The organism is Endozoicomonas sp. GU-1, from assembly GCF_027366395.1.
Lineage (GTDB): Bacteria > Pseudomonadota > Gammaproteobacteria > Pseudomonadales > Endozoicomonadaceae > Endozoicomonas.
In genome coordinates, this window is the sequence record NZ_CP114771.1 from 5,082,724 (window position 1) to 5,109,092 (window position 26,369).

Here is a 26,369-nt window from a genome sequence, read left to right on the forward strand (position 1 = left end):
CCATCCTCGCTACGGGCGCTATTCTCGGACAGCCTCCTAGGCGCGTGATTTGGTTTCCGGCTTGATAAGGCTCAAGCCGATAACTGTTTATCGTTTTGATACCGGTTTTTAAAGAGCAGATACAGTCCGCTGCTCAACAGCAGGTTGCCCAGTCCAATCAGGTACCGGAATAAATCCAGCCTCAGATAGCCAGCCAGTGTGCCTTCCGTACCGATGATCAGCGCGCCGGTAAAATAGCTGGTAACAGAGGCGATGATCAGCCACTTAGGACCGGACTCCACCGATGAACGCAATAGCAGAAATGACGCGAAAATCAGCAGCACAGCCATTTGCAGGTCACGGTAAATAATGTCTAAACCGTACCATCGACAGACTTCGTAAACCACGCACACACCCAATATCAGCCTGCCCCAGGCGGCCCGACTCCAACTGCTGACGCTAACGCCAAGACAGGTGGCAATGCCGGTCAGAGGCGGCGCAAGAAACATGGCAGCATCCACCAGCATCTCGTGGGGGCCTGACCAGGCACTGGAGATACCATAACGCAGGCTGCCAGTAATGGATGCCAGCGCCATTAGCAGGAATCCCAACAGGGCTGCAGTGGCAGAAAAGCGATGAACGTCAGCGAAACTCTTTTGCTGTGCCATAAGAAAAACAGCAAAAAGGCAGGCAAAGGCCAGCACGGCATCGGAAATAGCCAGAGAACTCATTGTTTGCAAAATTGCTTAACCAGTCATTTAATAAAATACTCCGAAGATCAGCCTCCCGGACTCAGGATAATCGGGCGAATGCTTTCTCTGCCGCACTCCATGTGGCGTCCAGCTCTGCCTGACCATGGGCTATGGATATAAATCCTGCCTCAAATGCTGAGGGTGCCAAGTATACGCCATTAGCCAGCATACCATGGAAGAATTTGGCATAGCGCCCGGTGTCACAGGCCATCACTTTGGTGAAGCTGTCGATGTTATTGTCGGTATGGTGCTGGTCGGTAAAAAATAGACCAAACATGCCGCCTACCTGGGATGTGGTAAAAGGAATACCGGCGGCTTCTGCTTTTTCTCTGAGACCTTGCAGAAGTACTGTGGTTTTCTCCGTCAGGGATTCATGAAAGCCGTGGGTAGACAGATTTTCCAGTGTGGCCAGACCGGCAGCCATGGCCAGCGGGTTACCAGAGAGTGTTCCGGCCTGGTAAACAGGACCCAGTGGTGCCAGGTGCTCCATAATCTCCCGGCGACCACCAAAAGCACCCACGGGCAGACCACCGCCAATAATTTTACCCAGTGTCGTCAGATCCGGCGTTACGCCGTAATAGGCCTGGGCACCACCCAGTGCAACCCGGAAACCGGTCATGACTTCATCAAATATAAGGACAGTGCCGTATTCATCACACAGCTTGCGCAAGCCTTCCAGAAAACCGGGAACGGGTGGAATACAATTCATGTTGCCAGCCACCGGTTCAATGATGATACAGGCAATGTCATCACCAACCTGCTGGAAGGTTTCTTCCACCTCAGCCAGGTTGTTGTAGGTCAGGGTAATGGTTTTTTCCGCCAGTGCAGCGGGCACTCCCGGTGAATTGGGCACACCCAGAGTCAGGGCACCGGAACCGGCTTTTACCAGCAGGGAGTCGGAGTGGCCATGGTAGCAGCCTTCAAACTTGACGATTCGGTCACGACCGGTAAAGCCCCGGGCCAGACGAATGGCACTCATGGTCGCTTCAGTACCGGAGTTGACCATGCGCAGCAGCTCCATGGAAGGCACCATCGCCCGTACCATCTTGGCGAGGCGGGTTTCCAGCTCCGTGGGTGCACCAAAGCTCATGCCAGCCAGGGCCTGATCACGCACGGCAGCGATCACATCCGGGTGGTTGTGGCCGAGGATCATGGGACCCCAGGAGCCGATGTAGTCAATGTATTCCCTGCCATCCACATCGTAAAGATGCGCGCCACGGGCTTTTTTAAAAAAGATGGGCTTGCCGCCAACTCCTTTAAATGCTCTGACCGGTGAGTTCACTCCCCCGGGGATGACCGTCTGGGCATCGTCAAAAAGTTGTTCAGAACGAGACATGGTGGCAATTCCTTAACATAGGCTGTGCGGCTTAACCCCGGGGTTTTGGCCGCTATTCTTTATTGTGCAACTGTGGAAGGTTAAACAGCTTTACGCTGTGTATCGTTAAACAGAGCTATAAAATTCCGGGCCCGTTCCCGGATATTCTGTGCCGCAAACAGGTTATTAACGACGGCAACCATATCAGCACCGGCAGAAATCACCTCAGAAGCATTGTCCGTGGTAATGCCGCCAATGGCGACGATGGGCAGGTCAAACATTTCCCGTGCCCGGGTCAGAATGGCAAGCTCGGCATTTTTAGCATCGGGTTTGGTTCGGGAGGGGAAAAACTTGCCAAAGGCAATATAGTTGGCTCCCTGTTCAGCAGCCGCTTTTGCCTTTTCCAGAGAGCCCTCACAGCTGATGCCGATAATGGCATAATCACCCAGCCGGGCTCTGGCATCGGCAATACTGTCATCCTGCTGGCCAAGGTGAACGCCGTCGGCTTCCACATCAAGGGCCAGCTCAATGTCATCGTTGATGATCAGCATGGCCTGGTATTGATGGCAGAGAACCTTCAATGCCCCGGCCTGTCGCAGTCTTTTACCGGAGTCGAGGCTTTTATCGCGGTATTGCAGGATTTTCATACCGCCCATCAGAGCCTGCTCTACCGTTTCGAACAGTATTCTGTCATCGGGTTGCAGTTGACTATCGGTAATACCGTACAGGCCGTGAAATCGATGCATGGTCCATACCCAATTATTAAATATCCGGCAGATTATACCAGTTTATCGTCCTTGTCTTTAATGGACGTTCATTATTAAACATAAGACCAGTATTCATCATATTCCGTGGAAAAAATGTGTTCTAACAAACATCAGGTTTGCCCGGTAATGCATCAGCATCGATGGCAGCTCTCTCACTTACTGTTGAGCTATCTTCGTCGGCTTCAGTGTGGGCTTCGCCCACTGAGCAGAGAATGCCGGCAACCGTGTTGCCAACAACATTGGTGACCGTGCAGCCAGCATCGGTAATCCGGTCAGTCGCCAGAATAATCGCCATGGCTTCAACGGGTAGCCCCATGGTGTGTAACAGTACTCCGGTGGAGACTGCTGCACCGCCGGGTATACCGCCAGTAGCAACGGCCAGAAGGAAGGTGGTGAAGCCCATGGTGCCCATTTCCAGAAGGCTCAGGTCAATATGCCAGGCATTGGCCACAAACAGGGCAGCAACGCTCATATAGATAGCAGAACCGGACATATTAATGGTGGCTCCCAGGGGAACCGTGAAGCCGGCGATATGTGCCGGGACCTGGAACTTTTCGATCAATGTCTGATAAGTAATGGGGATCGAAGCGTTAGAGCTGGCGGTAGAGAGGGCAAAAATGACCTGTTCACGGGTGTGACGGATAAACACCAGCGGGGAACGTTTAATCACCAGCCCGATCAGCACCGGATAAATAACAAACAGCCAGAGGCACATAATGAGCAGGCAGGTCAGCACATAGGACAGCACACTTAAAATGCTGCTGCCGTTTAATGTGGCAGCCAGTTTGGCGGTCAGAAAGAAAACCCCGATGGGAGCCATGCTCATGACCATGCCAATCAGTTTCATCATCACGCTGTTGGCCAGGGAAATAGCATTGCTGACACTGTGGGTTTCGTGGTTTTCCAGCTTCTTTATGGCAATCCCGGTAATGATTGCCATAAACAGGATTTGCAGAATATTGCCTTCTACCAACGCCTGAAAGGGGTTCACTGGTACCACGTTAATAATCATATTCAGCAGTGAAGGGAGTTCCGACTGGCCAGAGCGAACCAGTTGATCAACGTGCCCAAGATTGGCTCCGGTACCCGGTGCCACCATCAATGTGATAACAATGGCTGACAGGATGGCAAAAAATGTATTGCCCAGATAGATGCCAAAGGTTTCAACCCCCAGTCTGCCGACCTGGGTGATGTCGTTAATGCTGCATACAGCGTGGGCAATGGAGACAAAAATAAGGGGGACAACCAGCATTTTTATCATTGCCACGAACATCACACCAACGGCATGAAAGAGGCCACTGACCAGATATTTCTGGGTAATACCTTTGGGAGAGGCAGCCAGCTGGATAATGATACCAGTGGCCATTCCCAGTATCAGGGCAATCAGTATTTGAGGGGCTAAATTTTTCTGCATCATACATTCTCCTCTCAATATGAAAGTGAAACGGCTCTGCTGACTTATGCCCCCTTACTTATTTGGAACGCTTTATCAGTAACAAGTTCCCGACAAAGATGAAAAAATGCTATTTCCTTATGGTAAATCCTTATTTTAGTTGAAAATTATCGGATTTCCTGAAGCCGTGATCAGGGCCGGATTTGTGCAATTGAAGGCATAACCAGCCGCTTTCAGGCGGGTAGGGGGCTTGTGATGTCCCTTGGAAAAGTATTTCAGCCCTGAGGTTTCGCAAGCCCTGGCCTGAGAATGTTGCAACGGCTTATGCCGTGGAGAAAATCATCCGTGATGCTGCGCCTGCTACCATGGCTATTTTGCACGATCGTATGACATTATTCCTGTCAGCGGCAGACATTGACTTCCCTGTTGCGTGATTACCAGATATCCGGCTTATTCATCGCCTCGACACAGTGTGGTTTGCCAGCGATTGGCTCAATCTCCTTACTAACCAGCGACTGGCCTAACCAACCTTCCGAATGGGACAACGGCAGTGGTGCTTTGATCACGGCTTCACTGACAGGCGCAAAACCTGTTCGACAGTAGAAATCAGGATCACCGTAGGTGAATACCAACTCTGTGCCATTGTCTTTTAATGTACGCAGGCCAAAGTGGATCAATGCCTGACCGGTACCTTTACCCTGGTAATCAGTGCCGACAATGCCTCCAAATTAATGACAGTCTGTCTCTTGTGCTACTCTGAGACTTTCGCGATCCTGAGGAAAAAAATAATGGACATAAGCATTTCTTATACGCCTGCTACTCGTGGGCAGCAAGCTGAAACGCCTAACCTGGTAAAAGCACTTACAGGCTATGGGATGTTCGCAGGGTTTCTTATTTGCATTCAAAAAGTCCAGGATCCAGGATTGGTGACGTTGGCTGCTTCCAGTGCGGTTAGCGCAGGCCTGGGTTACTTATGTGGGTATTCAATCCACCATTCGTTATTGGCGGTTGTCGATGGTGTGCGAAATGTTACCAATGGTTTGAATGCGTTGTTCCCGGGTGCAGATAATCACACCGTTACTCCCATGGCAGCCTCAATCAATCAGTGGCTGGAAACCAACGATCAGGATAATAACGTCAGGTTATCTAATAATCCCGGTAACGACGTTGCCCGCCAGACATTGAGTAGACGGCACAGTGTTTAACGGTTGTGTCACATCCTGAAGGCACCGGTATGTCTTTCCCGGGCAAAGAGTGTGCATTGCAGGGGTGTCAGGCCTTTTTTGCGCTAATGTTCTACAGCGTTGCAACTATTTTTTCGCACAGCTTTTTTAAAGTGATTAATTCATCAAGGTCAAGCTGGATTTTACATTTCATTTGAGCAGGCACCTGCAACGCCTCTTTTTTTAATCCGGTTCCTTCCTCAGTCAGTTTTAACACGCGCACGCGTTCGTCCTGCTCACTGCGTCCACGTTCGACCAAGCCCTTGCCCTCCAGCCGCTTCAAAAGAGGGGTTAATGTGCCAGAATCCAGATGCAGTCTTGCGCCAATATCCTTGACACTGATGCCATCATTTTCCCATAACACCATCATCACCAGATATTGGGCATACGTCAGATCCAGCTTATCCAGTAATGGACGATAAGTCCGAACCACGGCATTTGATGCACTATAAAGCGGAAAACACACCTGATAATCCAGCAACATGTGCTCTTCCGCAGAGAGTTGAGTTTTCTGTTCACAGAGAGCCATCAGCCGCACCCATAAAATAAATTGCACACAATATACTTGTCTTTTGCTCTTTTTTAGATAAAATATTGCCAGCAATTAAATTGTTCGCAATATAAATAGTAAAGGATATTACCATGACTTCTATCTATAAAACTCAGGCAACTGCTCTGGCTGGTCGTAACGGACAGGTAAAAACAGACGATGGTATGTTAAATCTGGAGCTGTCCTACCCAAAAGAAATGGGTGGTACTGGTGCGGCGACGAATCCTGAGCAGCTGTTTGCCGCGGGTTACGCTGCCTGCTTCTCAAACGCCATTCTTCATGTTGCCCGAGAAAGCAAAGTAGCTTTGCAAGCTGCCCCGGTCACATCCGAAGTGGGCATTGGCCCGAATGGCAGCGGTGGCTTTGCTCTCACTGTCAGTCTGACAGTAAACCTGGATTTACCCCGGGAGCAGTCTTTGGAACTGGTTCGGGTGGCACATCAGGTGTGTCCCTACTCTAATGCCGTCCGTGGTAACATTGATGTTCAGATATCCGTCAATGGTCAGCTTATTTAATCCGAAAATGCATGCCTGAAAATTGTCTTGATGGGAAGTAATGATGCCTGCAAAAGCGGGCATCATTTCAATAAGAGTTCGTGAGTTTGGTAAGAGGTTTGCCATGGAGTCAAATCTAAAATAACACTAATGGATTTATAAGGATTGGTGATTGTTATCTCAAAGCCGGTTTGCCAACCTTGAATTGAAACTTATTCTTAAAATATGTGGGTATTGGTTACTAAAAACCAATTCGCAATCCAATCATACCCTTATGGTTCATAGAGATTGACGAATTATGTGGGAGGGGAGAACCATACCAGCAGAGATCTGTCGAAGTATGATTATCAATAATTAAAGATGATAGATATATGAATTCAAGGCATGTCAAAGCTTCCGGGTCAGGTCCAAAAATTGAAGCTATCGCTCAATTTTTATTGGCTAAGGCCAGTTACGGGCAAACAGCATCGGCCTCAGCATCTTTTAACCGACAGGTAACAGCTCAAGAAAAGCCTTATGACCCAGGCATAAAACGTAAGCAGAGTGAAGAAAAGCCTGTCACTCAGGATCTCAGCGAGAAAAGGTGCACAGTAATTACCCCCACAACCTGGTTGCTGGCGGGCAGAGTTATTACTCTTCAGGACCAGGCGAGGCAAGTCAACGCTGCAATTTTTATCCCTTATTTTATCCCTCAGGCAAATTTTCTGGTCAAAATTCACAGGCTAATGAACAAAAGTATCTGCCGTCCGCTAAAGCAGCACTCTCATTAGAAGAAAGAAAAGTTTATCAATGCACATTCGATGGTTGTGGTAAAAGATATGTTCGGCAGGAAGGGCTGAAAAGGCACCTGGTCTCTCATACGAGACAGCCGCAATTTAAATGCACGTTTGAGAGCTGTGAAAAAGTGTTTGCTCATAAGTCTAGCCTGAAAGCACATCAACGCATTCATATGGGGCCTAAGCAATTTGTATGTACGGTTACAGCTTGCGGTAAAAGATTTCGCAGGAGGGACACTTTGGAAATACACGAACGCACTCATTTAGTTCAAAAGCCATTTCCATGTGAGATTGAGGGGTGCAATAGGGAATATGTCACGAAGCAAAATCTGAGAAGACACAAACGCATTAGTCATCATAATTATCCTGGACTTCCAGGGTAAAGTCGTTCCAGTCGATTTTTGGTGTACGCCATTTATATTTTGTATCAGAGCTATGGTTCTCTGAAGCCCAGGTATCGTATTTCAGGGCACAATCATGCAAGTTAGTAATAGTGTCAGGAATCACCTTGCCCAAGAGGTTGTTAACCAGCCACGCCGGTATATAACCCTTTGGATCAGTGTGCGAGATAAATATCAGTTTAGTCCCGCCACAATGGGTCGGTATCATGTAATACCCAGTGATAATTGAGCGAGCCCTTACAAATCCTTCCCGCTCAGGACAGTCAGCATGGTCCACGCTGTGGTTCATAATGATATACTCACCGTTGGTAGACTCCATCCAGGAGCGCATGTTGCAGAAATCACGCTGCGAGATCGGCCAAGGGGGTCGCACTGCGTAGTATCCAATGTCATTTCGGTAATCCAGCTGACAGATGTCGCGCCCCTCAACCATCTTCTTGTCCCAGGTTTTGCGGTAGTCTGCATCATGCAGTGTGTTGAACAGCGTTTCGGGATTAATATCGTCCCACTGGACAGTTGCACGGACAATGTTGAATCCGGTGCCTTTCTCACCAGGCTTCAGATCCTCTGGCCTGGACTCCACGAGAAGAGCTTTCTGGCTATCCTCATATACGTTTGTCCACTTGCCATCCTGGCTCCCGGCGAAGTCACGCAGTTTAACGAAGTCGGGCAGTTGCATCAGCTTGTACCTCTGCCCCTTTGATTCAACAAAGACAGGGGTAACCGGACACCTTGCAGCGTTCCCCTCCGGGGAATGTGTCACCTGAAAACCTGGTGATATTTGCCTGTCTTCTAATGGCTTTTTTGCTGATGTTGTTGTTGCTGGTTCCTGCTTGCCACCCTCAGGTAAGGCTTGAATAGAGTGGGCTACATTCTCTTCTACAGAAACTGAATTAGTATGCCATGTACCAACATCATTCTGACGCTGAGACCCTGGCCTGCTAATTGATCTACTACTGTATTGATCAAATTGAGGATTACCTTGACATGCTCGCATTTTGTAACCAGATAGTCTTGATCAACTCGCACAATGTCACTATGAAAGCCCATGAAAAATAAATGTCAAGTCGAGTATTGTCGGTTTTATCTGCCCTGGTTGTCAGATCAATCGTTTTCAGCCTCTTGGCATTAATTACTTAAAACCAATTGATGTTTGCGATGTTGTGCCTCTTTTATGGTCAGTGCCTCAGGGTAGTTGCTGGTATCGCAGGGAATGTTAAACCGGTCTTCCAGGATCTGACACACTTGTTCTGCAATGGCATAATGGGCCTCTGCACTCGGATGCACACTGTCGCTGTAAAATGCTGTTTTGCCCGGAGCTATCTGAGACAAATGATTGCGGAACGGGGTGCCAGCTGTCATCAAATGCCGCATTGTTTAGCAGTTCCCGGGTAATAATGTTGCGCTGCTGTTCAGCCTCTTTTCGCTTTTGTGCAATAAGGGCCTGGCGATCTATTTCAACCTCTCCATCGTCATCTATACCCGGTATCGGAATATTCAGAATAGGGTGCACAAAATCCCATTGAGGATCTTGTCGCAGAACTTCAAACACTTCTTCACCATCAATTTTCATGACACGATAACCAGAGTGCTGAGGAAATGATTCCCTTAGCAGGTTGATTCTCATACTCAGGCTGGCATTGTATACCCGCCATTTTTCATGCAACTCCTGTCGTTCAGGGGCGTTAAGAAACCGGGGAGTGGAAGTGATATCGGGCAGTGAAAACACGATAACCCGCTGAGCACCGGCTTGCAGCACATTGTAAATATCCTGTGCCTGTTCCTGGGCAATATCGTCAGGTTCCTGCCAGTTATTCAGGAAATCATTACCGCCATTAAAAAGACTACCAGGGTGTCCGGCAGGATCAGTGGGCTGGAAGTGTCTTTACCGACCTTGCCATTGCGCTCACTCAGATAGGACTGCACAATCAGACCCTCGCAAGGGGGTATAAGGCTGCCCTGAAAGAGCGTGACAACAGCATCCATGACCCCCTCCACAGAACTCAGGAAGGCACCGGGTCTGCCCAGCTTACTTTCAGTACAGAGTATCCAGCTGCCTGCCATGGCCCGGTTATCAAGTTTCACTTTGTGCTGATTCGGGTATGACATCATTCTGACCAGCACCTCGGGCCACATCAAATCCATCTCTCTGCCGGTGGTCCACTTCCCTTTTTCGTAGTGCTGGCTGTCCGGCAGGAGAGGGATCTGGTCTGCAAACTGGCTGGTGGTTGACAGTAAGGTCTCTTCAGCCAGGGCAGGAATCATAGAGAACAGGTCTGCCCTGATAATTTCACCCAGGGCCTCGGTCTTATTGGCCAGAAGTCTGCTGATACTTTTGATGGAAGGCATCTGACGGGCAATATAGGAATGCTGAATAGTGCGGAGAAAGCGGGTGGTGCGTTGTACCGCCCCGAGCAGTGGACTGTCCAGCTTCTGTTCCATGTATTCAAGGCCTGCCAGTATGTTCGTCAGCAGTGATTCCAGCTGGTTCACCGCATGCTCTTCCAACCCGGTCATTAGCCGCCGGATAAAGCTTTGTTCACGTTTTTCTGCCTGAAGTTCTATCCGGTAAAGTGCAAATGTTTGTTTAATATTCCGGATGCTGCTGGCGCGGGAGAAGAACTGGCTCAGATCAATGGGTGGCTCTTCGACCATCGGGTTGAAATCCCCCCCTCAGGGTTTTCAGCAGATTGAAGGTAGAAAGCGCTGAATCAGGTGTATGAAAATCATCACCATGACTGTCTGAGAGGCTGTCCCCAAATACCAGTAAGGTATGGGGGCTCCATGGCTCAGGTTTGATTACTACAGGACGGCTTATATTCGTCTCATGGTGCGCACTGGTTTGCAGGGAAAACAAAACCAGGCAGCAGGTGATCAGTGTATACCAACAGTTTTTCATGGTCTGGCCCTGACTGAACTACTTACCCATGTTCCTCAATTTTAACCCAGTTATCATGATTTACAGGCTGAATCTGATGGCAGTTTTTTATATGAGTATATAAGTTAGAAGATTGAGAAAAAGATTTAACGCATATCAGGCAAAGATATGGTTTAACCCCAGAGTGGACAGAGGCATGCCTTTTTAAACCAGCCTTATGACTAAACCGTTTTTTACATACGTGGCATTTATAGTTTTTTGTAATCTGATGAACCGATCTCTCGTGTAGGCAACGTGCAATATCAAATCTGAATGTTTCACCACACCCTTTCCGGCTACATGTAAATTTTTTGCTCTTTGAGTCTTTTGCCGCTGGATTGCGGCTGGATAACCTTTCCGGCCGGTTAGTTAAATTGTTTGGCTGAGGGGAAGCTATAGAAACAGGCATTTGTTGATAAACGGCAGGGCGTGATTGATCATTGGCCTGAGTAAGGGCGACAGGAGCCAGGCCAAGGAGGCCGCAAAAACAGATTTGTCGTAAATTATGGTTATTGCTCAACATGGGATGACTGAATTATTCAATAATACTTTGAATCACTGATCACTTCTCTTTATAAAAGTTCCTTCGCGACAGGCCCTAAGCCCAAGGATGTGTGAGGCTCCATGAGTTGAAATCATTCGTTGAAAGCAGGTTCTACTCTTGCCTGGTAAAGACTCATCCCATGCCGTAAGCGAGTATTTCGTAGTCAGTGTAACGGTCTCTTCTACCTCTTTCAGGGCATAGAGGTAGGTTCAAGCCCATTATTTTTTGCTTTATTCCTTACCAAGGCGGCAGCTTGCTTACCAGCAATTTTTGCTTGTTCTTTATCACCGGTATTCCTGAGAACTTTGTTGTAAGCCTTAATATAAGCCTTCCGTTGCTCGGTCTGTCCGTAAGCCCTCCTGGTAGCCTTCCCTTTCTCGGACTGCAGGTAAGCCTTCGTGACAGCCTTCCCTTTCTCGGACTGCTGGTAAGTCCTCTTGACAGCCTTCCCTCTCTCGGACTGCCGGTAAGCCTTCTTAACAGCCTTCCCTCTCTCGGACTGCCGGTAAGCTCTCTGGTAATCCTTTCCTTTTTTGGATAATGCGTGAGCTTTCCTGGCAGCCTTCCCTTTCTCGGAATGCAGGTAAGCCTTCGTGACAGCCTTCCCTTTCTCGGACTGCTGGTAAGTCCTCTTGACAGCCTTCCCCCTCTCAGATTGCTGGTAAGCTTTCCTGACAGTCTTCCCTTTCTCGGACTGCTCGTAAGCCTTCCGGCAATCCTTCTCTTTCTCGGACTGTGCCCGGGCTTTGGCAGCCTTGATTTTCCCGGATTGCTCGTGAGGTACAGCGAGCGTGGGAGGCCGAGGTGCATCAGAATCGGACGATTCATGTGCTTTAGATTGACTGGTTTCAATTGTAACTTGCTCTTGAGGGTCTTTATGTAACGGATCAACTTTAGCAACTGGACGTGATGATGGCTGAGAAAAAACAGCTAATGAATTTTTCGGCGGTAACTTATGGGTTATTTGCTCAAAGTTTGTTGTGGATGGTAAATGAGAAATTGAAAAATCACTCAGTGAATGTGGAGCCGGTAGTGAGTCCAGATCTATTACATCCTGATTTAAATACCCATCATAGAATGAGTCAGGTGTATGTATAGAGTGGCCAGCCAAAGTTGGCTGTGTATCGACAGGATCACTGGGTATTGAGTGAGCATCCAGAAACGCCTGTAACCATGAGTAGTCAGAAGTGGAAATTGAGTCTGAATCGGGTGTGTACATTGAACTATTGAACTATTGAACTATTGAAATATTGAACTATTGAACTATTGAACTAAAGCTTAAGACATCTCATTCTCTATAAAAGTTCCCTTCAGATGAAAGCTGTTTGCTATTTATATAAAAAACGTATAAATAATGGATATAAATATCAGTAATAACGATGTAAAATGCTTTGAAGGCGGGTGTGGGAGAAATAGAAGTTGATTTAAACTCATTGTTTTTTTGTTTTATTCAATTCTTTTATAAAGTCGGAAGCTTGATTGGCAGCGATTCTTGCTTGTTCGTAATCACCGGTATTCCTGAGGACTTTGTAGTAAGCCCTGGCATAAGCCTTCCGATTCTCCAGTTGTGTATAAGCCTTATAGTAAGCCTTCCCTTTCTCGGACTGTGCCCAGGCTCGTTTGGAAGCCTTCCCTCGCTTGGACTGTGCCCAGGCTCGTTTGGTAGCCTTCCCTCTACTGGACTGACGGTAAGCCTTCAGTGTAGCCTTCCCTTTCTCGGACTGTGCCCAGGCTCGTTTGTAAGCTCTTTTCTTCTCGGACTGTGCCCGGTCTCGTGTGGAAACTGTCGATTTCCCCGACTGCCCTTGAGCTATTGCAAGCGAGAAGGGCACAGTTTCAGCAAAACGGGGTGATTCAAGAGTTTTAAACTCAATAGTTTCAGTGGTAACTTGCGCTTGTGTGTCTTTATTGAACAGATCAGCCATATTAACTGTACGTAATGATGGCTGAGAAAAACTGGCTGATGAATTTTCCCAGGGGAATTCCTGACCTGTTTGCTGAGAGTTTGTAAAGGTTGAATCTGTAAATAAAAAATCATCATCAAAAAGTCCACTGGCAAAATCACAAGATAAATTTCCATTAATGTATTCTGGTAAAAGCTCAGGAAGTAATAATTCATTTTCAGTGGGTGGTAAATGAGAAATTGAAAAATCATTGAGCAATCGTGGAGAAAATGGTGTGTCCTGATTCATTGCCTGCCTATTTAAATATCCGAAATTAACTGAATAATTTTCCTGTACAGTCAGGTTAGTTATTCTTGGCTGTAAATTGAAGTTGTTAGTTGGTGTTAAATGTGTTGTTAGAAAGTCCTGTAACTGGTAATAACCAGGAACGATATTTGAGCCTATGTTAAATTTGTTCATGGAATTGTCTAATTATCGAATTATTGAAATATATAATTATAGTTTATAACTGATAATCTTTATAAAAGTGTTGTTTTTGTTTTCCTTTATTAGGAAACAAAAGGATCCTGTGCAGATTATTTGCTTAAATGCTGTTTGGAATGTTTTTATTCTTATCTTATGAAAAAAATACTGATAATCAGGTAATAAAGTACTATGGGCATTACAGGCACAGCTTCAGGTAATGAAGTTCAGTATCAACAGGCTATTGATCCTGCTGATGGCACCCTGAAGCCATCATTTTCACAGGACGCCATTGAATCTAAAGGGTTTACCGGAACCAGGACCGTGGTAAAGGAGGATTCAGATGCCGTTGTTAACTGCAGAACGGAGCCGATCGAGGAACCCGGAGTCCAGAGTGACAGTAAAGCCATATCGCAAAGAGAAGTGACCCAACCCGGTTGTAAAGCAATCTTGCTGGGGAAAAAAACGGATGAAACCCTTGAGGCTATATGTGGAGGAACCTGTATGGCGCTTGTTGGGCTGGCACTTCTGCTCGCTGCCGGGAGTGGTATTTTGAGCTTGAATGAGAGTTCTTCATCAACTGGCAGCCATTACACTTCAACACCTCCCTCAAAATTACAAGATGCTGTCTCTACTTCCCCAGCACAGAATAATGAAGACTCTCCCGGTATTGGCGGATTATACGTCGCTGGATTATTTTTTATCACTATGGGGGTTGCAGGTATTTTATTGACACGCTTTTGTTCCGGCAGTGATACCAAAAAAACGGATAAAAGTCAGAGCAGTAAAATTCTGGATTCAGAATCTGGTACTAAAGATAAAATAAATAACAGCCAGTCCGTTGAAATCTCCATGGAAGATATTTCAACCCTTCGGCAAAGTGAATCAGTCAACCGCGATACCAGAACTGACTTGCTGCTAAAAGCGGATTATCAGCAAGTCGGGTCATGGGAGGTGGAAAGCGTTAATCAGGATGCCGGTTCTTCAGTTAATGTGGAATATCCACTTTCCTCTGACAGTGATGAGGAAGAATTTCAGCCATTTTTACCCTGTTTAGTTAATGTTGAAGCCGAGGTTCTGCCTGTGCCTGTTGCTTTTCAATCAGAAAGTCTCGATAGGGTGAATATGTCTTCCAGTCGTAGTGGGTCACCTGCCCTGCTGATAGCAGGTGAACCGCTTGATGAGACAGCATTCTACCCCTGTGCGGGGAATGATGCTGACAGACTGTATCAATTTATTGAAGACAGTGCCTTTGAGCCCCTTGAGCCTGAGGTAGCCAAGGCCTTTAAGCGGCACGTGTCCAAAATGAGTTATCTGGATTTCCAGGCATTTGCCAACAATGTTGGAGTCGGAGATGAAGTCAGAATCAGGGAATCCATCAATAATATGGTTACTGGCAGATTCCCTGATGATACTGCTGAAAAGAGAGAACAGCTGGTTCAGACACTGGTGGAGGTTATCAGTACATTTCCAGTCGACTCTTCGGGCACAGCGGTTTGTGGGGAAGCCGTCGTGTAATGCATTGCCGCTGTCACGGGTAATAACGTCCACCGAGCAAACGCAAACCCGATGCCCCGGTAACCGCAGGCAGGTTGCCGGGTAGCTGCAACATATTCTGTCTTGCCAGCCAGGCAAAGGCGATCGCTTCTACCCACTGAGGGTCAACACCAAGCTCCGAGGTTGATCCCAGCCTTGTGCCGGGCATTTCTTCTTTCAGCATTGCCATCAGAGTGTTGTTATTGGCACCGCCGCCGCAGGTAAACACTTCATCGGTATCGGGGGCATGCTGCTGTATGGCATCGGCAATGCAACGAGCGGTTAAGCGACAGAGGGTTGCCTGTATGGTGGACGGGGACAGCCCACGAAAGCCTTCGAGCATTGCGTTGAGCCAGGCCGGGTTGAACAGTTCCCGGCCGGTACTTTTGGGGGCGGGCAACCGGAAAAAGGGATCGCTTAACATGGTTTCCAGCAGGATTGGGTCATGGGGCTCCCGGGCAGCATGAAAGCCATCCTTATCATAAGGTTGCCCCCATTGCTGTTGGCACCAATAGTCCATTAAAAGGTTCCCGGGACCGGTATCAAAGCCGGTTACCGGTTTTTGCTCACCGTTTTCAGCGGGCAAGATCGATATATTGCTAATACCGCCAATGTTGACGATTACCCGGTGGCCGGTTTCGCTGGTAAAAACCGCACGGTGAAAGGCCGGTACCAGTGGGGCTCCCTGACCACCAGCGGCCATATCCCGGCGTCTGAGGTCGGCAATAACGGTAATGCCGGTCTGCTCTGCCAGGATATTAGGGTCACCGATCTGCAGGGTGTAGCCTGACTCGGGTAGGTGTCTGATGGTCTGGCCATGACTGCCAATGGCCTTGATTTGATCAGCAGTCAGTCCTGCTTTGTTCAGCAGTGCATTGACCGTTTCTGTGGCGACATAAGCAATGGCCGGGTCCACTTCCGCCAATAAACGGATTTCATCATGACCCGGCTGGCAAAGCTGTTGAATTTTTTGCTTCAGCTCATTGGGCCACTCAGTACTATGGTGGGCCAGGAGTGTTGGACTCTTTCCAGCAAAGTGAACAGCGGCAGCATCCATGGCGTCCAGGCTGGTACCTGACATAAGCCCTATATAGATATCAGACATGGTTCGCCTCTGGAAGGAAGGTTTATCGGGACATTATTGTTAACGACAAAGACAGTGAGGCACAAAGTAAACAACCAGATTGCTTTGTGCCTTGCGTGCCCACATTACGGTTTTTTCAATCATTTGCAGGGTTACTGCGTGGCCAGCAGCGTTTCTCTGTGCTTCTCAAGCCTGGCTATCATCAGTTCGGATTTTTTCCGGAAGTTAGCCATTTCGTTTTTGGCGATAGGGGCTGCATCCGGAAGCTTAACCGTCATCGGGTTTCTATGCACGCCATTCACACGAAACTCATAATGCAGGTGAGGCCCGGTGGCCCAGCCCGTTTTGCCCACATAGGCTATGGTCTGGCCCTGACGAACTCTCTGGCCTTTTTTCAGACCGGCCAGTTTATTGGCATGGGCATACACCGTCACCACATTATTCGGGTGCTGAATAAATACCACATTGCCGAAACCATTCTGCCAGCCGGAGAACTGCACACGGCCATCGCCTGCGGCTTTAATCGGGGTATTCATCGGGGCGGCATAATCAACCCCCCGGTGAGGGCGTTTGGTCTTGAACACCGGGTGCAGGCGGTTGGGGTTAAATCTTGAACTGATACGGGTAAAATCCACCGGAGTGCGGAGAAACGCCTTCTTCATGCTTTTTCCGTCCGGGGTGTAGTAGTTGGTATCGCCGTTGCTGTCGGTATAACGGATGGCGGTATAGGTTTCTCCCTGGTTGGTGAAGCTGGCTACCAGAATATTGCCATCGCCCAGTTTTTCTCCTTCCAGGTACTTCTCTTCATAGAGCAGATTAAAGCTGTCACCACTGCGGATATCCTGAACAAAATCGATATCCCAGCCAAAAATGCCGGCCAGCTCCATGGTCAGATTCTGGGAAAGCCCTGCTTTCTGGCTGGCAAGGAAGAGAGAACTTTCAATAATGCCGCTGGCATAGGTGGGGTGGATTTCCGGTGACAGGGTTACCTGTTCTGCCCGGTAGCCATCGTCCTCCCTGTTAAAGAAGATGCTTTCCAGCCTGGACTTGACGTAGCGCAGCTGGGTCAGGGTTCCTTCCTGATTAATCCGGAACTCCAGGGATTCCCCCGGACGTATGCTGGCCAGTGTGTCGCCATATTTGGGGGTGTTGGCAACCTGGTAAACAACACTGGCATTTAATCCCTGGCTATTAAACAACACCGATAAATTATCACCAGATTTAATGGTGACACTGTGCCATTTTCCCAGTTTTTGCTCCAGGTCGTAGGCGGCTTTTGCCAGAGCTTTGGCTTCTGCTTCCTGTTCTGCTTCTTTGGTGGCTGTTTCTGATTGATCAGCGTTCTGATTGCTGACAAATGGGGAAGATTCGGGAATTGTGGGGCTGCTGGTCAGCTCAGTGTTGGTTTCCTGAGGCTGGAATGCGTCAATGGACATCGGGATTTCATTGCGCCTGGCTTCTACGTCACCAGAAGGTAGAAGAGCCATCAATCCCATGACGCTGGCAGCGATGGTACTTGCCAGCAGCAAGTGTCGCCTGGGGAACTGTTTCAGGCGCTGGTTGATCCGTGTTGCGCCCCTCGGGATGGCTTTATTCATTAAGATTTTAACGCTGTCTTCAGTATGGTGATCAGTAAATTATAACGATAAAAAATACCGTAAGTCATATCCGTCAGAAATGGTACGTCAATACAAGGTTAATTATTCTGTTTTTTCATTATTGCCTTGTGGTTTGTCTTTCCAAGGGGGAATGAAAATGCAGGCTTGTTCATCGTTAGAGTTTATGCACTGAAACGGATGTTGGCATGCGACCGCCCGTGGGTGAGTTAATAGAAGAGTGGGGGGTAGTTTGTAATAAGGGTTGCTGGTCTGTCTGTGGGAAGGGTGCAGGGCAGGTGGCTGACTGCTGAGTAGTTTGAGCATTGGTCAGTGGCTCATGTAGTGAAGCGGTGTGCTGTTGGTTTTCGGGTTCAGGTTGCTGTTGGGAGACCTGGCTATTATGGCTTGTTTCTACTGCTGGCGATGATCGGGGGCTCTGGCTTGAGGTTACGGCGGTTGGCGGTAGTTTGACAGGGGGATGGCTGGCCGGGTTATCCAGAGGTCGGCTATCCGCTGCCGGATCAGGGGCCGGGGATTGCCTATCCGGATGGTCAGAAGGCAGAGTTGCAGCCGCCTGGAAGAGTGATTGAGGCGTTGGTGTATTGAGATTGATATAAGGTCCTGCCTTAAACAACCAGTGTGGTGTATGCAGAAGAATTGTACCCACTATACCCAGCACAGATATGGAAAGGGTTACGGATATGACCATACCGGCAAGGTCCATCCAGGTGTATTCAGAATCCGGTGAAGTACCGGACTCCATAAAGTGCTTCCACTTATTGGCACCTTGCCTGACGTACTCTTCCACCGGGGGATTCTGGAGATAAGCCGCTTGCTGTGCTTTATCTCCAGGCTGTTTATCACCAGTGAGTTGTTGTTCAATTCTGCTATTTTCTGCCACTGGTACCTTTTGAACCGTTCTGTCCCCCAGGTTCTCATGGGCATATTGCAGCAGCCCGGTAAAACCACCCAAACAAACACTGGACAGGACGGCCACTTTTCTGCAGGCAAAATTCAGACACTCGGCGGCTGTTGACAGGGACCGCATGACCACCCAGGCAGCATCACCTGCGGAAAAATTTGAACCCGTCTGGCCGGATTTGTACGAAGATTCTTTTTCCTGGGAGGCTGCGGATGTTGCCGGTAGCGCAGCAGAGTAGGTTGAAGCTGTTGGTGTCGACAGTGGTTGTGGCAAATCCAAAGACTTTTCCTCCCGCTATGGTGGTGCCGGTAGTGTGGAGACTTGGCCGAAATACCTAACAGTGCCCGATTGGACAGATTCGTTACGGGGCATGAATCAGCCAATGTATCAGACATTTCGCAGGCACTCTGGATTGATTCGACAGTTAGGAATTAACGTAAGTTCCAGTCTGATCAAGTAAAGGCCTGGTAAGAAAAATAGACTGAAATTTACCTTATTTAGAGGTCAGGCATTTGTTCCGGCACCGTTTTGTTGTATTTTGGGCGGCTTGATTTTTTATTGATTGTTTCCTGTCCACCGGAGCAGGGAGTTGTTGCTTGATTTGATGTCAGAGCCCCTGGCATCCACCGCAGTAATCCGGTTGAATCATCGAATCGTCGCAGGAAAAGGCAAATGTCCGATAGTCAAAACCCGTTGCTGAAAGATCTTCAGGCCCGCCAGCTGATCGCGCAGACTACCGCTGTTGAGGAACTGGACACTCATCTGAGCGAACAGCCCCGGGTGCTCTATTGTGGTTTCGATCCTACGGCTGACAGTCTCCATCTTGGTCATCTGGTACCATTGCTGGTGCTCAAGCGTTTCCAGCAGGCGGGTCATAAACCCATTGCCCTGGTAGGTGGGGCCACCGGCCTGATTGGTGACCCAAGCTTCAAGGCGGCTGAACGTCAACTGAATACCCCGGATGTGGTGGCGGGCTGGGTTGAGAAAATCAAGGGGCAGGTAAGTCAGTTTATCGACTTCGATTGCGGAGAAAACTCCGCCGTTGTGGCCAATAATCTGGATTGGACCGGTGACCTCAATGTTCTGGACTTCCTGAGAGATATCGGCAAACACTTTGCGGTGAATGCCATGATCAACAAGGAGTCGGTACAGCAACGGCTGAACCGGGAAGGCTCCGGTATCTCCTTTACCGAGTTTTCCTATGCCCTGTTGCAGGGCATGGACTTTGCCGAGCTGAACCGCCGTTATGACTGTACTCTGCAGATTGGTGGCAGTGACCAGTGGGGTAATATTGTTGGCGGTATTGACCTGGCCCGTCGTCAGAATAAGGCCCGTGCCTTTGGGTTAACCGTACCATTGATTACCAAGTCCGATGGCACCAAGTTTGGTAAAACAGAAGGCGGTGCGGTCTGGCTGGACTCCAGAAAGACCTCCCAATATGCCTTTTACCAGTTCTGGATGAACACCGCTGATGCCGATGTGTATCGTTTCCTGAAGTTCTTCACCTTCCTGAGCATGGAAGAGATTGAGGCCATTGAGCAAGCGGATGCTGAGCGTCAGGGCAGGCCGGAAGCCCAGAGAATTCTTGCCCGTGAAGCTACCCGCCTGGTGCATGGTGAGGAAGGTCTCAAGGCGGCGGAGCGCATCACCGAAGCACTGTTTTCCGGGGACATTACCCAGCTGTCAGAAACCGATATGGAGCAGCTGAAGCAGGATGGCCTGCCCAGTGCCACCATCGAGCACAGCGGGCTGGAAGGTCAGGCTATGACGCAGCTGTTTGCAGAAGTCGGCATGGTGAAATCAGGCAAGCAGGTTAAAGATGCGCTGGCTAATAACGCGGTGTTCTTTAATGGTGTCGCCCGTGGCTCGGCAGATAATATGAACCTGCCAGAATGCTTTGCAGCCCAGGGTGCCATGTATGATCGGTTCTTCCTGGTGAAACTGGGTAAGAAAAATCACTTTCTGTTTGAAGTGGTTTGATTGAATCGCGCTCTTTGCTCTTTATTAAGAGAAGAGCGTTTCATTAAAAGCGTGTTCTTAACAGCTCATGGTCATCGGGCCGCCTTATCCCGGTGACTGTTTTATAAAGCTGGCCATTTGGTTTAAGAGGGCCAGCTTCAGTGCCTCCTTTCTTTGAACTTGACACACCGATAACGAAAGCACTCCATATCATCAGGCCACAACCCCGGCGTCATACCGGCTTTGCTTTTCAAATGGGCCAGAAACTGCCAGGGGTCAGGCAGCTGTTGCCACACCTGCGGTAAGAAGGTTGCGCTGTATTGAGGGTTGCGAATCAATAATCCGTCGATACCGGGATTCAGCTGCTGCAAAAGGTCTTTCTCATCAGCAATGTCCATGCGTTCCTGAGGGGTCAGTACGGAAACTTCAATGTTGATATCGGTCAGCTCACTTTCCGTCACCGGGGGAAACCGTGGGTCCCGGAATGCGCTGGCGAAGGCGTTGTGGATCACATCATCCAACAGTGTCCGGTAAGCCTGGGTTGAACCAATACAGCCCCGCAGTTCCTCGCGCTTTTGCAGTGTTACAAAGCTGGCGGCCTGTTGCAGAAAGAAATCTGCCAGGTCTTCTTCCGGTAATGGTTTCGGTGGCAGGCTCCGGGTACAGCCATCACTGATGGTCTTGCGGGCAAGGCGCAATAATTCTCTTTTCTGGCTTTCTGTAGGGGCAATTTGCACAGTAAAAATTCCCGTTTTCCTTCATTAGAGGCATTGATAGCCTCCTTCTGATTTTTATCGCCACTCAACGGGACCACTGAATAACGGCTTCATGTTATCTGACAGCAGTTGAGCATCTGGTTTGTGGATGTGTGCAGGGCGGATTCTGCAGGATAATCGCTCTATTGAATAACAAAGGCTCCATAGCCCACTACCCTGCTTTTATCGCCAGCGGTATCTCCGGAGTTACGTACATCAAGCGTAATAACATCCATTCCCCGATGCTGGGCAACCTTCAACATGCCATTAAGAGGATAGCAGCCACAGGCCTGTCCACCGGTTAAATTACAACTGAGCTGTTCAATGGCCTTAACCGTCTGGTTATCCCGGTAACAGGCCTCTTCATAGGTGTGGTAATGACTGAGGTCGGAGCTGATAATCATCAGGGTCTCTTCTTCTCCCCAGAGGTGTTCGATCACCTCAGCGACCGCTATAGGGCTGGTGTCGCCAACAACGATTGGAATCAGTTTGAAGTCATCCAGACATTCCTGCAAAAACGGGCACTGGACCTCAAGACTGTGCTCGTGGGTATGGGCTTCATCAATGGTCTCTACCTGGCTGAACTGTTTCAGCTCCTCCATGGCTTCAATATCCAGCGGAATATTACCAAGCGGTGTAGCAAAGGCTTCACAGTCCGGCAGGGCCATACCCAGCAGCGGAACTCTGTGACTGGGGCCGAGCAGGGCAACCCGGCGAATATTCTGGCGCATTGAATTCAACAGGCGGTAGGCACTGGCCGCAACCGGGCCGGAATAGATAAAGCCGGCATGGGGAACAACCAACACTTTCGGAGAGAAATCCCTGGGGTGGGCATCGCTAAGCATCTCTTTGACCGTGTTGGCCAGGGCTTTGGGTGAGTCTGGGTAAAAGGTTCCGGCTACAGCGGGTTGGCGAATAATCATTATGGGTTCTCCCCCGGGAGTGGCTGAGCCTACCGGCACATTTCAAGCGAAATAAACCACTCTCTTTATCTGCATCGCTCAAATAATGTCGGCAGAGCCTATAATTATAGCCTTGGTTAAGGCCTGTTGACGTTTCGTTGCGTGCTCAGCGTATCAGGGCCCTACTATCATCAGGATGACAATCAGGCAGTGAACCTGGTCTGGAGATGGAACATGCTCAGGGAAAAAACAGCGTCCGGAAATGTGTCAACAAACTATTGGCATGCACTTGAGGATGGGCGAATCCAATGTGATCTTTGCCCGAGGGCCTGCAAACTTCGTGAAGGGCAGCAGGGGCTCTGTTTTGTCCGTGCCTGCGAACGTGGTCAGATTGTGCTTACCAGCTATGGCCGCTCCTCCGGTTTTTGTATTGACCCGATTGAGAAAAAACCGTTGAACCACTTCCTTCCGGGAACCCCAGTTCTGTCATTCGGTACAGCGGGCTGTAATCTTGCCTGCAAATTCTGTCAGAACTGGGATATGAGCAAATCCCGTGAGATGGACACCCTGGCCGACCAGGCATCGCCCGAGGAACTGGCGGATACGGCTGAACAACTGGGCTGTCGATCGCTGGCGTTTACTTATAATGATCCGGTGATTTTCCTGGAATATGCCATTGATGTTGCCCAGGCGGCTCATGAAAGAAATTTGCAGTCGGTGGCGGTGTCTGCCGGTTATATCTGTGATGCGCCCCGCGTTGAGTTTTTCCGCTATATGGACGCAGCCAATATTGACTTGAAAGCGTTCAGTGAAAATTTTTATCGAAAGATCTGTGGTGGCGCTTTGCAACCGGTCCTTGAAACACTGGAATATCTGAAACATGAAACCTCTGTCTGGTTTGAGATCACCACATTGCTGATTCCCGGTGAAAATGATTCCGAGCATGAACTGAACGACATGTGTCAATGGATTGTTGAACACCTGGGCGTGGACATTCCTATTCACTTCACCGCATTTCATCCCGACTGGAAAATGCGGGAGCATCCCCCATACACCTGCCACTACGCTGACCATGGCCCGACAAATAGCGCTGAATCATGGTATTCGCTACGCCTACACTGGCAATATCCATGATTCTGACGGTGGCAGTACCCGCTGTCATCAATGCCATAGTCTGCTTATTGAGCGTGACTGGTATGTGCTGGGGGAATGGGGAGTCGATGCGTCTGACGGCAAGGGGGTCTGCCAGCAGTGTGGGACACCGGTTGCCGGTGTGTTTGAACAGCAGCCTGGCGTCTGGGGCAGTCGTCGGGTGCCGGTGAAAATTGTGGCTTGAGTTCTGGTGCGTTGCCAAGTTACATTCACTGAATAATCCGTCATTTATCCGTACAACTTGCTTATAGGAGCGTTCAGGTCTAAGCTTTTCCTATGCGGAAGATATCCGTACAAATGGAGGGTGAAATATGGCTAATGCACGCCTGGACCTGAGACTTGATGAGGAAATCAAGGCTAAGGCAGAGAAGGCTTCAGCTCTACTGGGACTGAAAAGCTTGACCGAATACGTGGTCAGGCTTATGGATGAAGACGCTACACAGGTTATTTCTGAATATGAAAAGATGACAGTTGAAAACGATGTCTTTGATCGCTTTACAGAAGCCTGCGAAAAGGCAAAGGCACCAAATAAGGCTTTGCTGGCTGCCCTGACATTTACCGAAGAGAAAAGTGTCAAGTGAGCTGGTCAAAGGAGTTTGTGGAACTCGATAAAGGTATCCACGATAGGGCATCATTTGATTGTGGTGAAACGGAACTTAATTTGTTCATCCAGACTCAAGCCTCAAAACATATGCAGGCAGGTATCAGTCGTACAATGGTTCTGCCTGCATCAAACCCTTTTCCAAATCAAAAAATTCCAATTTGTGCATTTTACAGCATTACGCCAGGCTCAATCTGTCGAGACACTTTACCTGAAGCTCTGGTAAAGAAGCTGCCACGGTATCCTGTTCCTGTATTTTTGATCGCACAGCTTGCGGTTCATCGAGAATTTCAGGGCGAGGGGTTAGGAAAAATCTGCCTGGTAAATGCCTTGAAATACCTGTGGGAAATAAACGCTCATATGCGTGCATACGCCATTATTGTTGATTGTTTAACCGATGCCGCAGAGCAGTTTTATGCAAAATATGGATTTGAAGTTCTGTGTGAACATAATGGTAAAGTTCGCATGTTTCTGCCCATGAAAACAGTAGCCCGGCTTTTTAGTTCGTAGCCAATAACAGGACTTATTACTTATCGTGTCAGATATGGTTAACCGGATCGAAACCAGGGACATCACTGCCAGCAACAAGTGTGATCAGTGTACTGCCCTTTGTTGCTCTTACATTACCCAGGAACTGGACACTCCCCGCAGTATGCACGCGTTTGATGTGTTGCTCTGGCAGGTGGCCCATATGGGCGTGCATATTTTCAAGGATGGCAATGGCTGGTACCTGCTCTGTCAGACCCGGTGTGAATTCCTGTTGCCGGATAATCGCTGTGGCATCTATGAACGACGCCCCATTATCTGCCGGGAACACAGCAACGAAGCCTGTGAGAGGGACGCTCCCATTAATGATGGCTGCGAGCTCTATTTTCAGACCTACGACGAACTGGATGCCTATTGTCGTACACGTTTCAAAAACTGGGACAGGCGGCTGGAGAAGTTTGAAGTCGAGCGGGCAAAACGACAGAAGTAAACCATTTTGCCCTGGCTGAGTTTGCACAAGAGACGGATGAAAAATCGTTTTTTGGAACCACAGAGGGCACTACGTAATTGAATAAATTACTGGGCCAGTTCCATAACAACACGTCCGGCGATATCACCTTTCTCCATTTCGTCAAAAATCGCGTTGATCTCTTCAAGGGTTCGTTTCTGGATAATCGCCTTCACTTTACCCTGGGCAGCAAACTCCAGGCATTCCTGTAAATCCTTGCGGGTACCTACGATGGAGCCAACAACAGAAACGCCGTTGATTACCGTATCGAATATAGGAATGGGCATATCCTCCGGGGGGAGTCCAACCAGTACACAGGTTCCTCCCCTGCGCACTGAGCGATAAGCACTGTCAAAGCCCGCTTTGGAGACTGCCGTACAGACAGTCGCGTGAACACCATTACCCAGCAGCGACTGAATTTTTTCTTCCGGCTGCTCCCGGATAAAGTCGATAAAGTGAGTGGCTCCCAAGTCCAGGGATAACGCTTTCTTTTCCGCCCCGGTATCCACCGCAATCACATTAAGACCCATGGCCACGGCATACTGAACGGCCAGGTGACCAAGTCCGCCCACACCGACAACGGACACCCAGTCGCCAGGTTTGGTACGGCTAACTTTCAGGGCCTTATACGTGGTAACCCCGGCACAGAACAGGGGGGCGGCATCGACAAAACTGATATTGTCGGGAACTTTCACCACATAGTCGGCAGCCGCCAGGCAGTACTCGGCATAGCCGCCATCGATGGAATAACCGGCATTGTGCTGGGCAAGGCAGAGTGTTTCTTTGCCTTCCAGACAGTACTCGCAGTAGCCACAGGCGGAATAGAGCCAGGGAATACCCACACGATCGCCCGGTTTGATATGAGTGATCTGGTCACCAACTTCGGTGACCGTTCCTACACCTTCATGGCCGGGCACCAGCGGCAGTTTTGGTTTAACCGGCCAGTCTCCATGGCAGGCATGAAGATCGGTATGACAGACACCACAGGCATGGATTTTTACCAGTGCATCCCGTGGGCCTGGCTTGGGTAGCGGCAGATCTTCGATGGTAAGCTGATCTTTGAAATGATGAACGACAGCTGCCTTCATGATGGGTTACCTTGTTGTTCCGAATTGATGCCCGTTTGGTTTCGTTGTTGCGGGGAGTGTGGAGTTACGCGGTTTTGTGTTTACGGCTGGGATTGGTATGCGTTCCCAGGGAGGAGTGGGTGTTGCGGAAGGCCTTAAAAAGCAGGAAACCACAAAGGCACAAAGACACAAAGTTTTTTCTGGGCTTACCTGAGCTATGTCAGTCAAATTAAAGAGGCTTTCCTTTGTGCCTTCGTGTCTTTGTGGTTCAAGGCTTTTATATCTTTTGCAACACCCTTAGGACCGTGGGGGCGAGGGGGAA

The 26,369-nt window shown here is 49.0% G+C and carries 26 protein-coding genes; 9 read left to right on the forward strand and 17 right to left on the reverse strand.

Annotated features, from left to right (window positions below; translation table 11 throughout):
* Positions 1-71: 71 nt before the first annotated feature.
* The 5 genes from O3276_RS21240 to O3276_RS21260 form a co-directional block, all read right to left on the reverse strand.
* Positions 72-710, reverse strand: coding sequence for a hypothetical protein (locus O3276_RS21240; RefSeq protein ID WP_269673095.1), 639 nt, complete (start codon positions 708-710; stop codon positions 72-74).
* A gap of 61 nt (positions 711-771) precedes the next feature.
* Positions 772-2,067 carry a glutamate-1-semialdehyde 2,1-aminomutase gene (hemL, locus tag O3276_RS21245; protein ID WP_269673096.1) on the reverse strand — a complete coding sequence of 432 codons (1,296 nt, stop codon included), beginning with the start codon at positions 2,065-2,067 and terminating at the stop codon, positions 772-774.
* An 80-nt stretch (positions 2,068-2,147) separates the two neighbouring features.
* On the reverse strand, positions 2,148-2,792 hold the full coding sequence (thiE, locus tag O3276_RS21250) for a thiamine phosphate synthase (protein WP_269673097.1): 645 nt from the start codon (positions 2,790-2,792) through the stop codon (positions 2,148-2,150).
* A gap of 121 nt (positions 2,793-2,913) precedes the next feature.
* A complete protein-coding gene (locus O3276_RS21255) occupies positions 2,914-4,230 on the reverse strand; it encodes a dicarboxylate/amino acid:cation symporter (protein WP_269673098.1) in 1,317 nt (438 codons plus the stop codon).
* Between the two features lie 410 nt (positions 4,231-4,640).
* Positions 4,641-4,883 carry a GNAT family N-acetyltransferase gene (locus O3276_RS21260; RefSeq protein WP_269673099.1) on the reverse strand — a complete coding sequence of 81 codons (243 nt, stop codon included), beginning with the start codon at positions 4,881-4,883 and terminating at the stop codon, positions 4,641-4,643.
* A 111-nt stretch (positions 4,884-4,994) separates the two neighbouring features.
* On the opposite strand from O3276_RS21260, the gene O3276_RS21265 reads away from it, so the two are divergent.
* The gene (locus O3276_RS21265) at positions 4,995-5,411 is read left to right on the forward strand and encodes a hypothetical protein (RefSeq protein WP_269673100.1); all 417 of its coding nucleotides are present in this window, start codon (positions 4,995-4,997) and stop codon (positions 5,409-5,411) included.
* 91 nt (positions 5,412-5,502) lie between these two features.
* Here O3276_RS21265 and O3276_RS21270 read toward each other — a convergent pair whose 3' ends face one another.
* Complete coding sequence (locus O3276_RS21270; protein WP_269673101.1) at positions 5,503-5,985, reverse strand: transcriptional regulator OhrR; 483 nt, start codon at positions 5,983-5,985, stop codon at positions 5,503-5,505.
* An 86-nt stretch (positions 5,986-6,071) separates the two neighbouring features.
* Here O3276_RS21270 and O3276_RS21275 point away from each other — a divergent pair, with 86 nt between their 5' ends.
* Positions 6,072-6,494 (forward strand): organic hydroperoxide reductase Ohr, encoded by a 423-nt coding sequence (locus tag O3276_RS21275; protein ID WP_269673102.1) that lies wholly within the window; start codon positions 6,072-6,074, stop codon positions 6,492-6,494.
* A gap of 1,103 nt (positions 6,495-7,597) precedes the next feature.
* Here the strand turns inward: O3276_RS21275 and O3276_RS21280 are convergent.
* The 5 genes from O3276_RS21280 to O3276_RS21300 form a co-directional block, all read right to left on the reverse strand.
* Positions 7,598-8,329, reverse strand: a complete 732-nt coding sequence (locus tag O3276_RS21280) for an START domain-containing protein (protein WP_269673103.1) — start codon at positions 8,327-8,329, stop codon at positions 7,598-7,600.
* Positions 8,330-8,866: 537 nt separating this feature from the next.
* Positions 8,867-9,409 carry a hypothetical protein gene (locus O3276_RS21285; RefSeq protein ID WP_269673104.1) on the reverse strand — a complete coding sequence of 181 codons (543 nt, stop codon included), beginning with the start codon at positions 9,407-9,409 and terminating at the stop codon, positions 8,867-8,869.
* A gap of 56 nt (positions 9,410-9,465) precedes the next feature.
* A complete protein-coding gene (locus O3276_RS21290) occupies positions 9,466-10,305 on the reverse strand; it encodes a hypothetical protein (RefSeq protein ID WP_269673105.1) in 840 nt (279 codons plus the stop codon).
* A 996-nt stretch (positions 10,306-11,301) separates the two neighbouring features.
* Positions 11,302-12,222 (reverse strand): hypothetical protein, encoded by a 921-nt coding sequence (locus O3276_RS21295; protein WP_269673106.1) that lies wholly within the window; start codon positions 12,220-12,222, stop codon positions 11,302-11,304.
* Between the two features lie 319 nt (positions 12,223-12,541).
* Positions 12,542-13,474 (reverse strand): hypothetical protein, encoded by a 933-nt coding sequence (locus tag O3276_RS21300; RefSeq protein WP_269673107.1) that lies wholly within the window; start codon positions 13,472-13,474, stop codon positions 12,542-12,544.
* Positions 13,475-13,669: 195 nt separating this feature from the next.
* Between O3276_RS21300 and O3276_RS21305 the strand changes: the two genes are divergently transcribed.
* Positions 13,670-14,995 carry a hypothetical protein gene (locus O3276_RS21305; protein ID WP_269673108.1) on the forward strand — a complete coding sequence of 442 codons (1,326 nt, stop codon included), beginning with the start codon at positions 13,670-13,672 and terminating at the stop codon, positions 14,993-14,995.
* 13 nt (positions 14,996-15,008) lie between these two features.
* Here O3276_RS21305 and O3276_RS21310 read toward each other — a convergent pair whose 3' ends face one another.
* From O3276_RS21310 to O3276_RS21320, 3 genes are all read right to left on the reverse strand, one after another.
* Positions 15,009-16,118 (reverse strand): anhydro-N-acetylmuramic acid kinase, encoded by a 1,110-nt coding sequence (locus O3276_RS21310; protein ID WP_269673109.1) that lies wholly within the window; start codon positions 16,116-16,118, stop codon positions 15,009-15,011.
* A 131-nt stretch (positions 16,119-16,249) separates the two neighbouring features.
* A complete protein-coding gene (locus tag O3276_RS21315; RefSeq protein ID WP_269673110.1) occupies positions 16,250-17,695 on the reverse strand; it encodes an OapA family protein in 1,446 nt (481 codons plus the stop codon).
* 175 nt (positions 17,696-17,870) lie between these two features.
* A complete protein-coding gene (locus tag O3276_RS21320) occupies positions 17,871-18,896 on the reverse strand; it encodes a hypothetical protein (protein ID WP_269673111.1) in 1,026 nt (341 codons plus the stop codon).
* Between the two features lie 393 nt (positions 18,897-19,289).
* Between O3276_RS21320 and tyrS the strand changes: the two genes are divergently transcribed.
* The gene (gene tyrS, locus O3276_RS21325; RefSeq protein ID WP_269673112.1) at positions 19,290-20,597 is read left to right on the forward strand and encodes a tyrosine--tRNA ligase; all 1,308 of its coding nucleotides are present in this window, start codon (positions 19,290-19,292) and stop codon (positions 20,595-20,597) included.
* 137 nt (positions 20,598-20,734) lie between these two features.
* Here the strand turns inward: tyrS and amrA are convergent, their stop codons facing one another.
* Positions 20,735-21,313 carry an AmmeMemoRadiSam system protein A gene (amrA, locus tag O3276_RS21330; RefSeq protein ID WP_269673113.1) on the reverse strand — a complete coding sequence of 193 codons (579 nt, stop codon included), beginning with the start codon at positions 21,311-21,313 and terminating at the stop codon, positions 20,735-20,737.
* 161 nt (positions 21,314-21,474) lie between these two features.
* Positions 21,475-22,254, reverse strand: coding sequence for an AmmeMemoRadiSam system protein B (amrB, locus tag O3276_RS21335; protein ID WP_269673114.1), 780 nt, complete (start codon positions 22,252-22,254; stop codon positions 21,475-21,477).
* Positions 22,255-22,467: 213 nt separating this feature from the next.
* Here amrB and amrS point away from each other — a divergent pair, with 213 nt between their 5' ends.
* The 5 genes from amrS (at position 22,468) to O3276_RS21360 (ending at position 24,962) form a co-directional block, all read left to right on the forward strand.
* Entirely contained in the window at positions 22,468-23,367 is a 900-nt protein-coding gene (amrS, locus tag O3276_RS21340; protein WP_269673115.1) for an AmmeMemoRadiSam system radical SAM enzyme, read from the forward strand.
* The gene (locus O3276_RS21345) at positions 23,306-23,569 is read left to right on the forward strand and encodes a radical SAM protein (protein ID WP_269673116.1); all 264 of its coding nucleotides are present in this window, start codon (positions 23,306-23,308) and stop codon (positions 23,567-23,569) included. Before amrS ends, O3276_RS21345 begins: the two co-directional genes overlap by 62 nt.
* A 127-nt stretch (positions 23,570-23,696) precedes the next feature.
* Positions 23,697-23,966, forward strand: coding sequence for a type II toxin-antitoxin system TacA family antitoxin (locus O3276_RS21350; RefSeq protein ID WP_269673117.1), 270 nt, complete (start codon positions 23,697-23,699; stop codon positions 23,964-23,966).
* 17 nt (positions 23,967-23,983) lie between these two features.
* Positions 23,984-24,496, forward strand: a complete 513-nt coding sequence (locus tag O3276_RS21355; RefSeq protein ID WP_269673118.1) for a GNAT family N-acetyltransferase — start codon at positions 23,984-23,986, stop codon at positions 24,494-24,496.
* A 34-nt stretch (positions 24,497-24,530) separates the two neighbouring features.
* Complete coding sequence (locus O3276_RS21360; protein WP_269676033.1) at positions 24,531-24,962, forward strand: YkgJ family cysteine cluster protein; 432 nt, start codon at positions 24,531-24,533, stop codon at positions 24,960-24,962.
* An 86-nt stretch (positions 24,963-25,048) separates the two neighbouring features.
* Here O3276_RS21360 and adhP read toward each other — a convergent pair whose 3' ends face one another.
* Complete coding sequence (adhP, locus tag O3276_RS21365; protein ID WP_269673119.1) at positions 25,049-26,068, reverse strand: alcohol dehydrogenase AdhP; 1,020 nt, start codon at positions 26,066-26,068, stop codon at positions 25,049-25,051.
* Between the last annotated feature and the right edge of the window lie 301 nt (positions 26,069-26,369).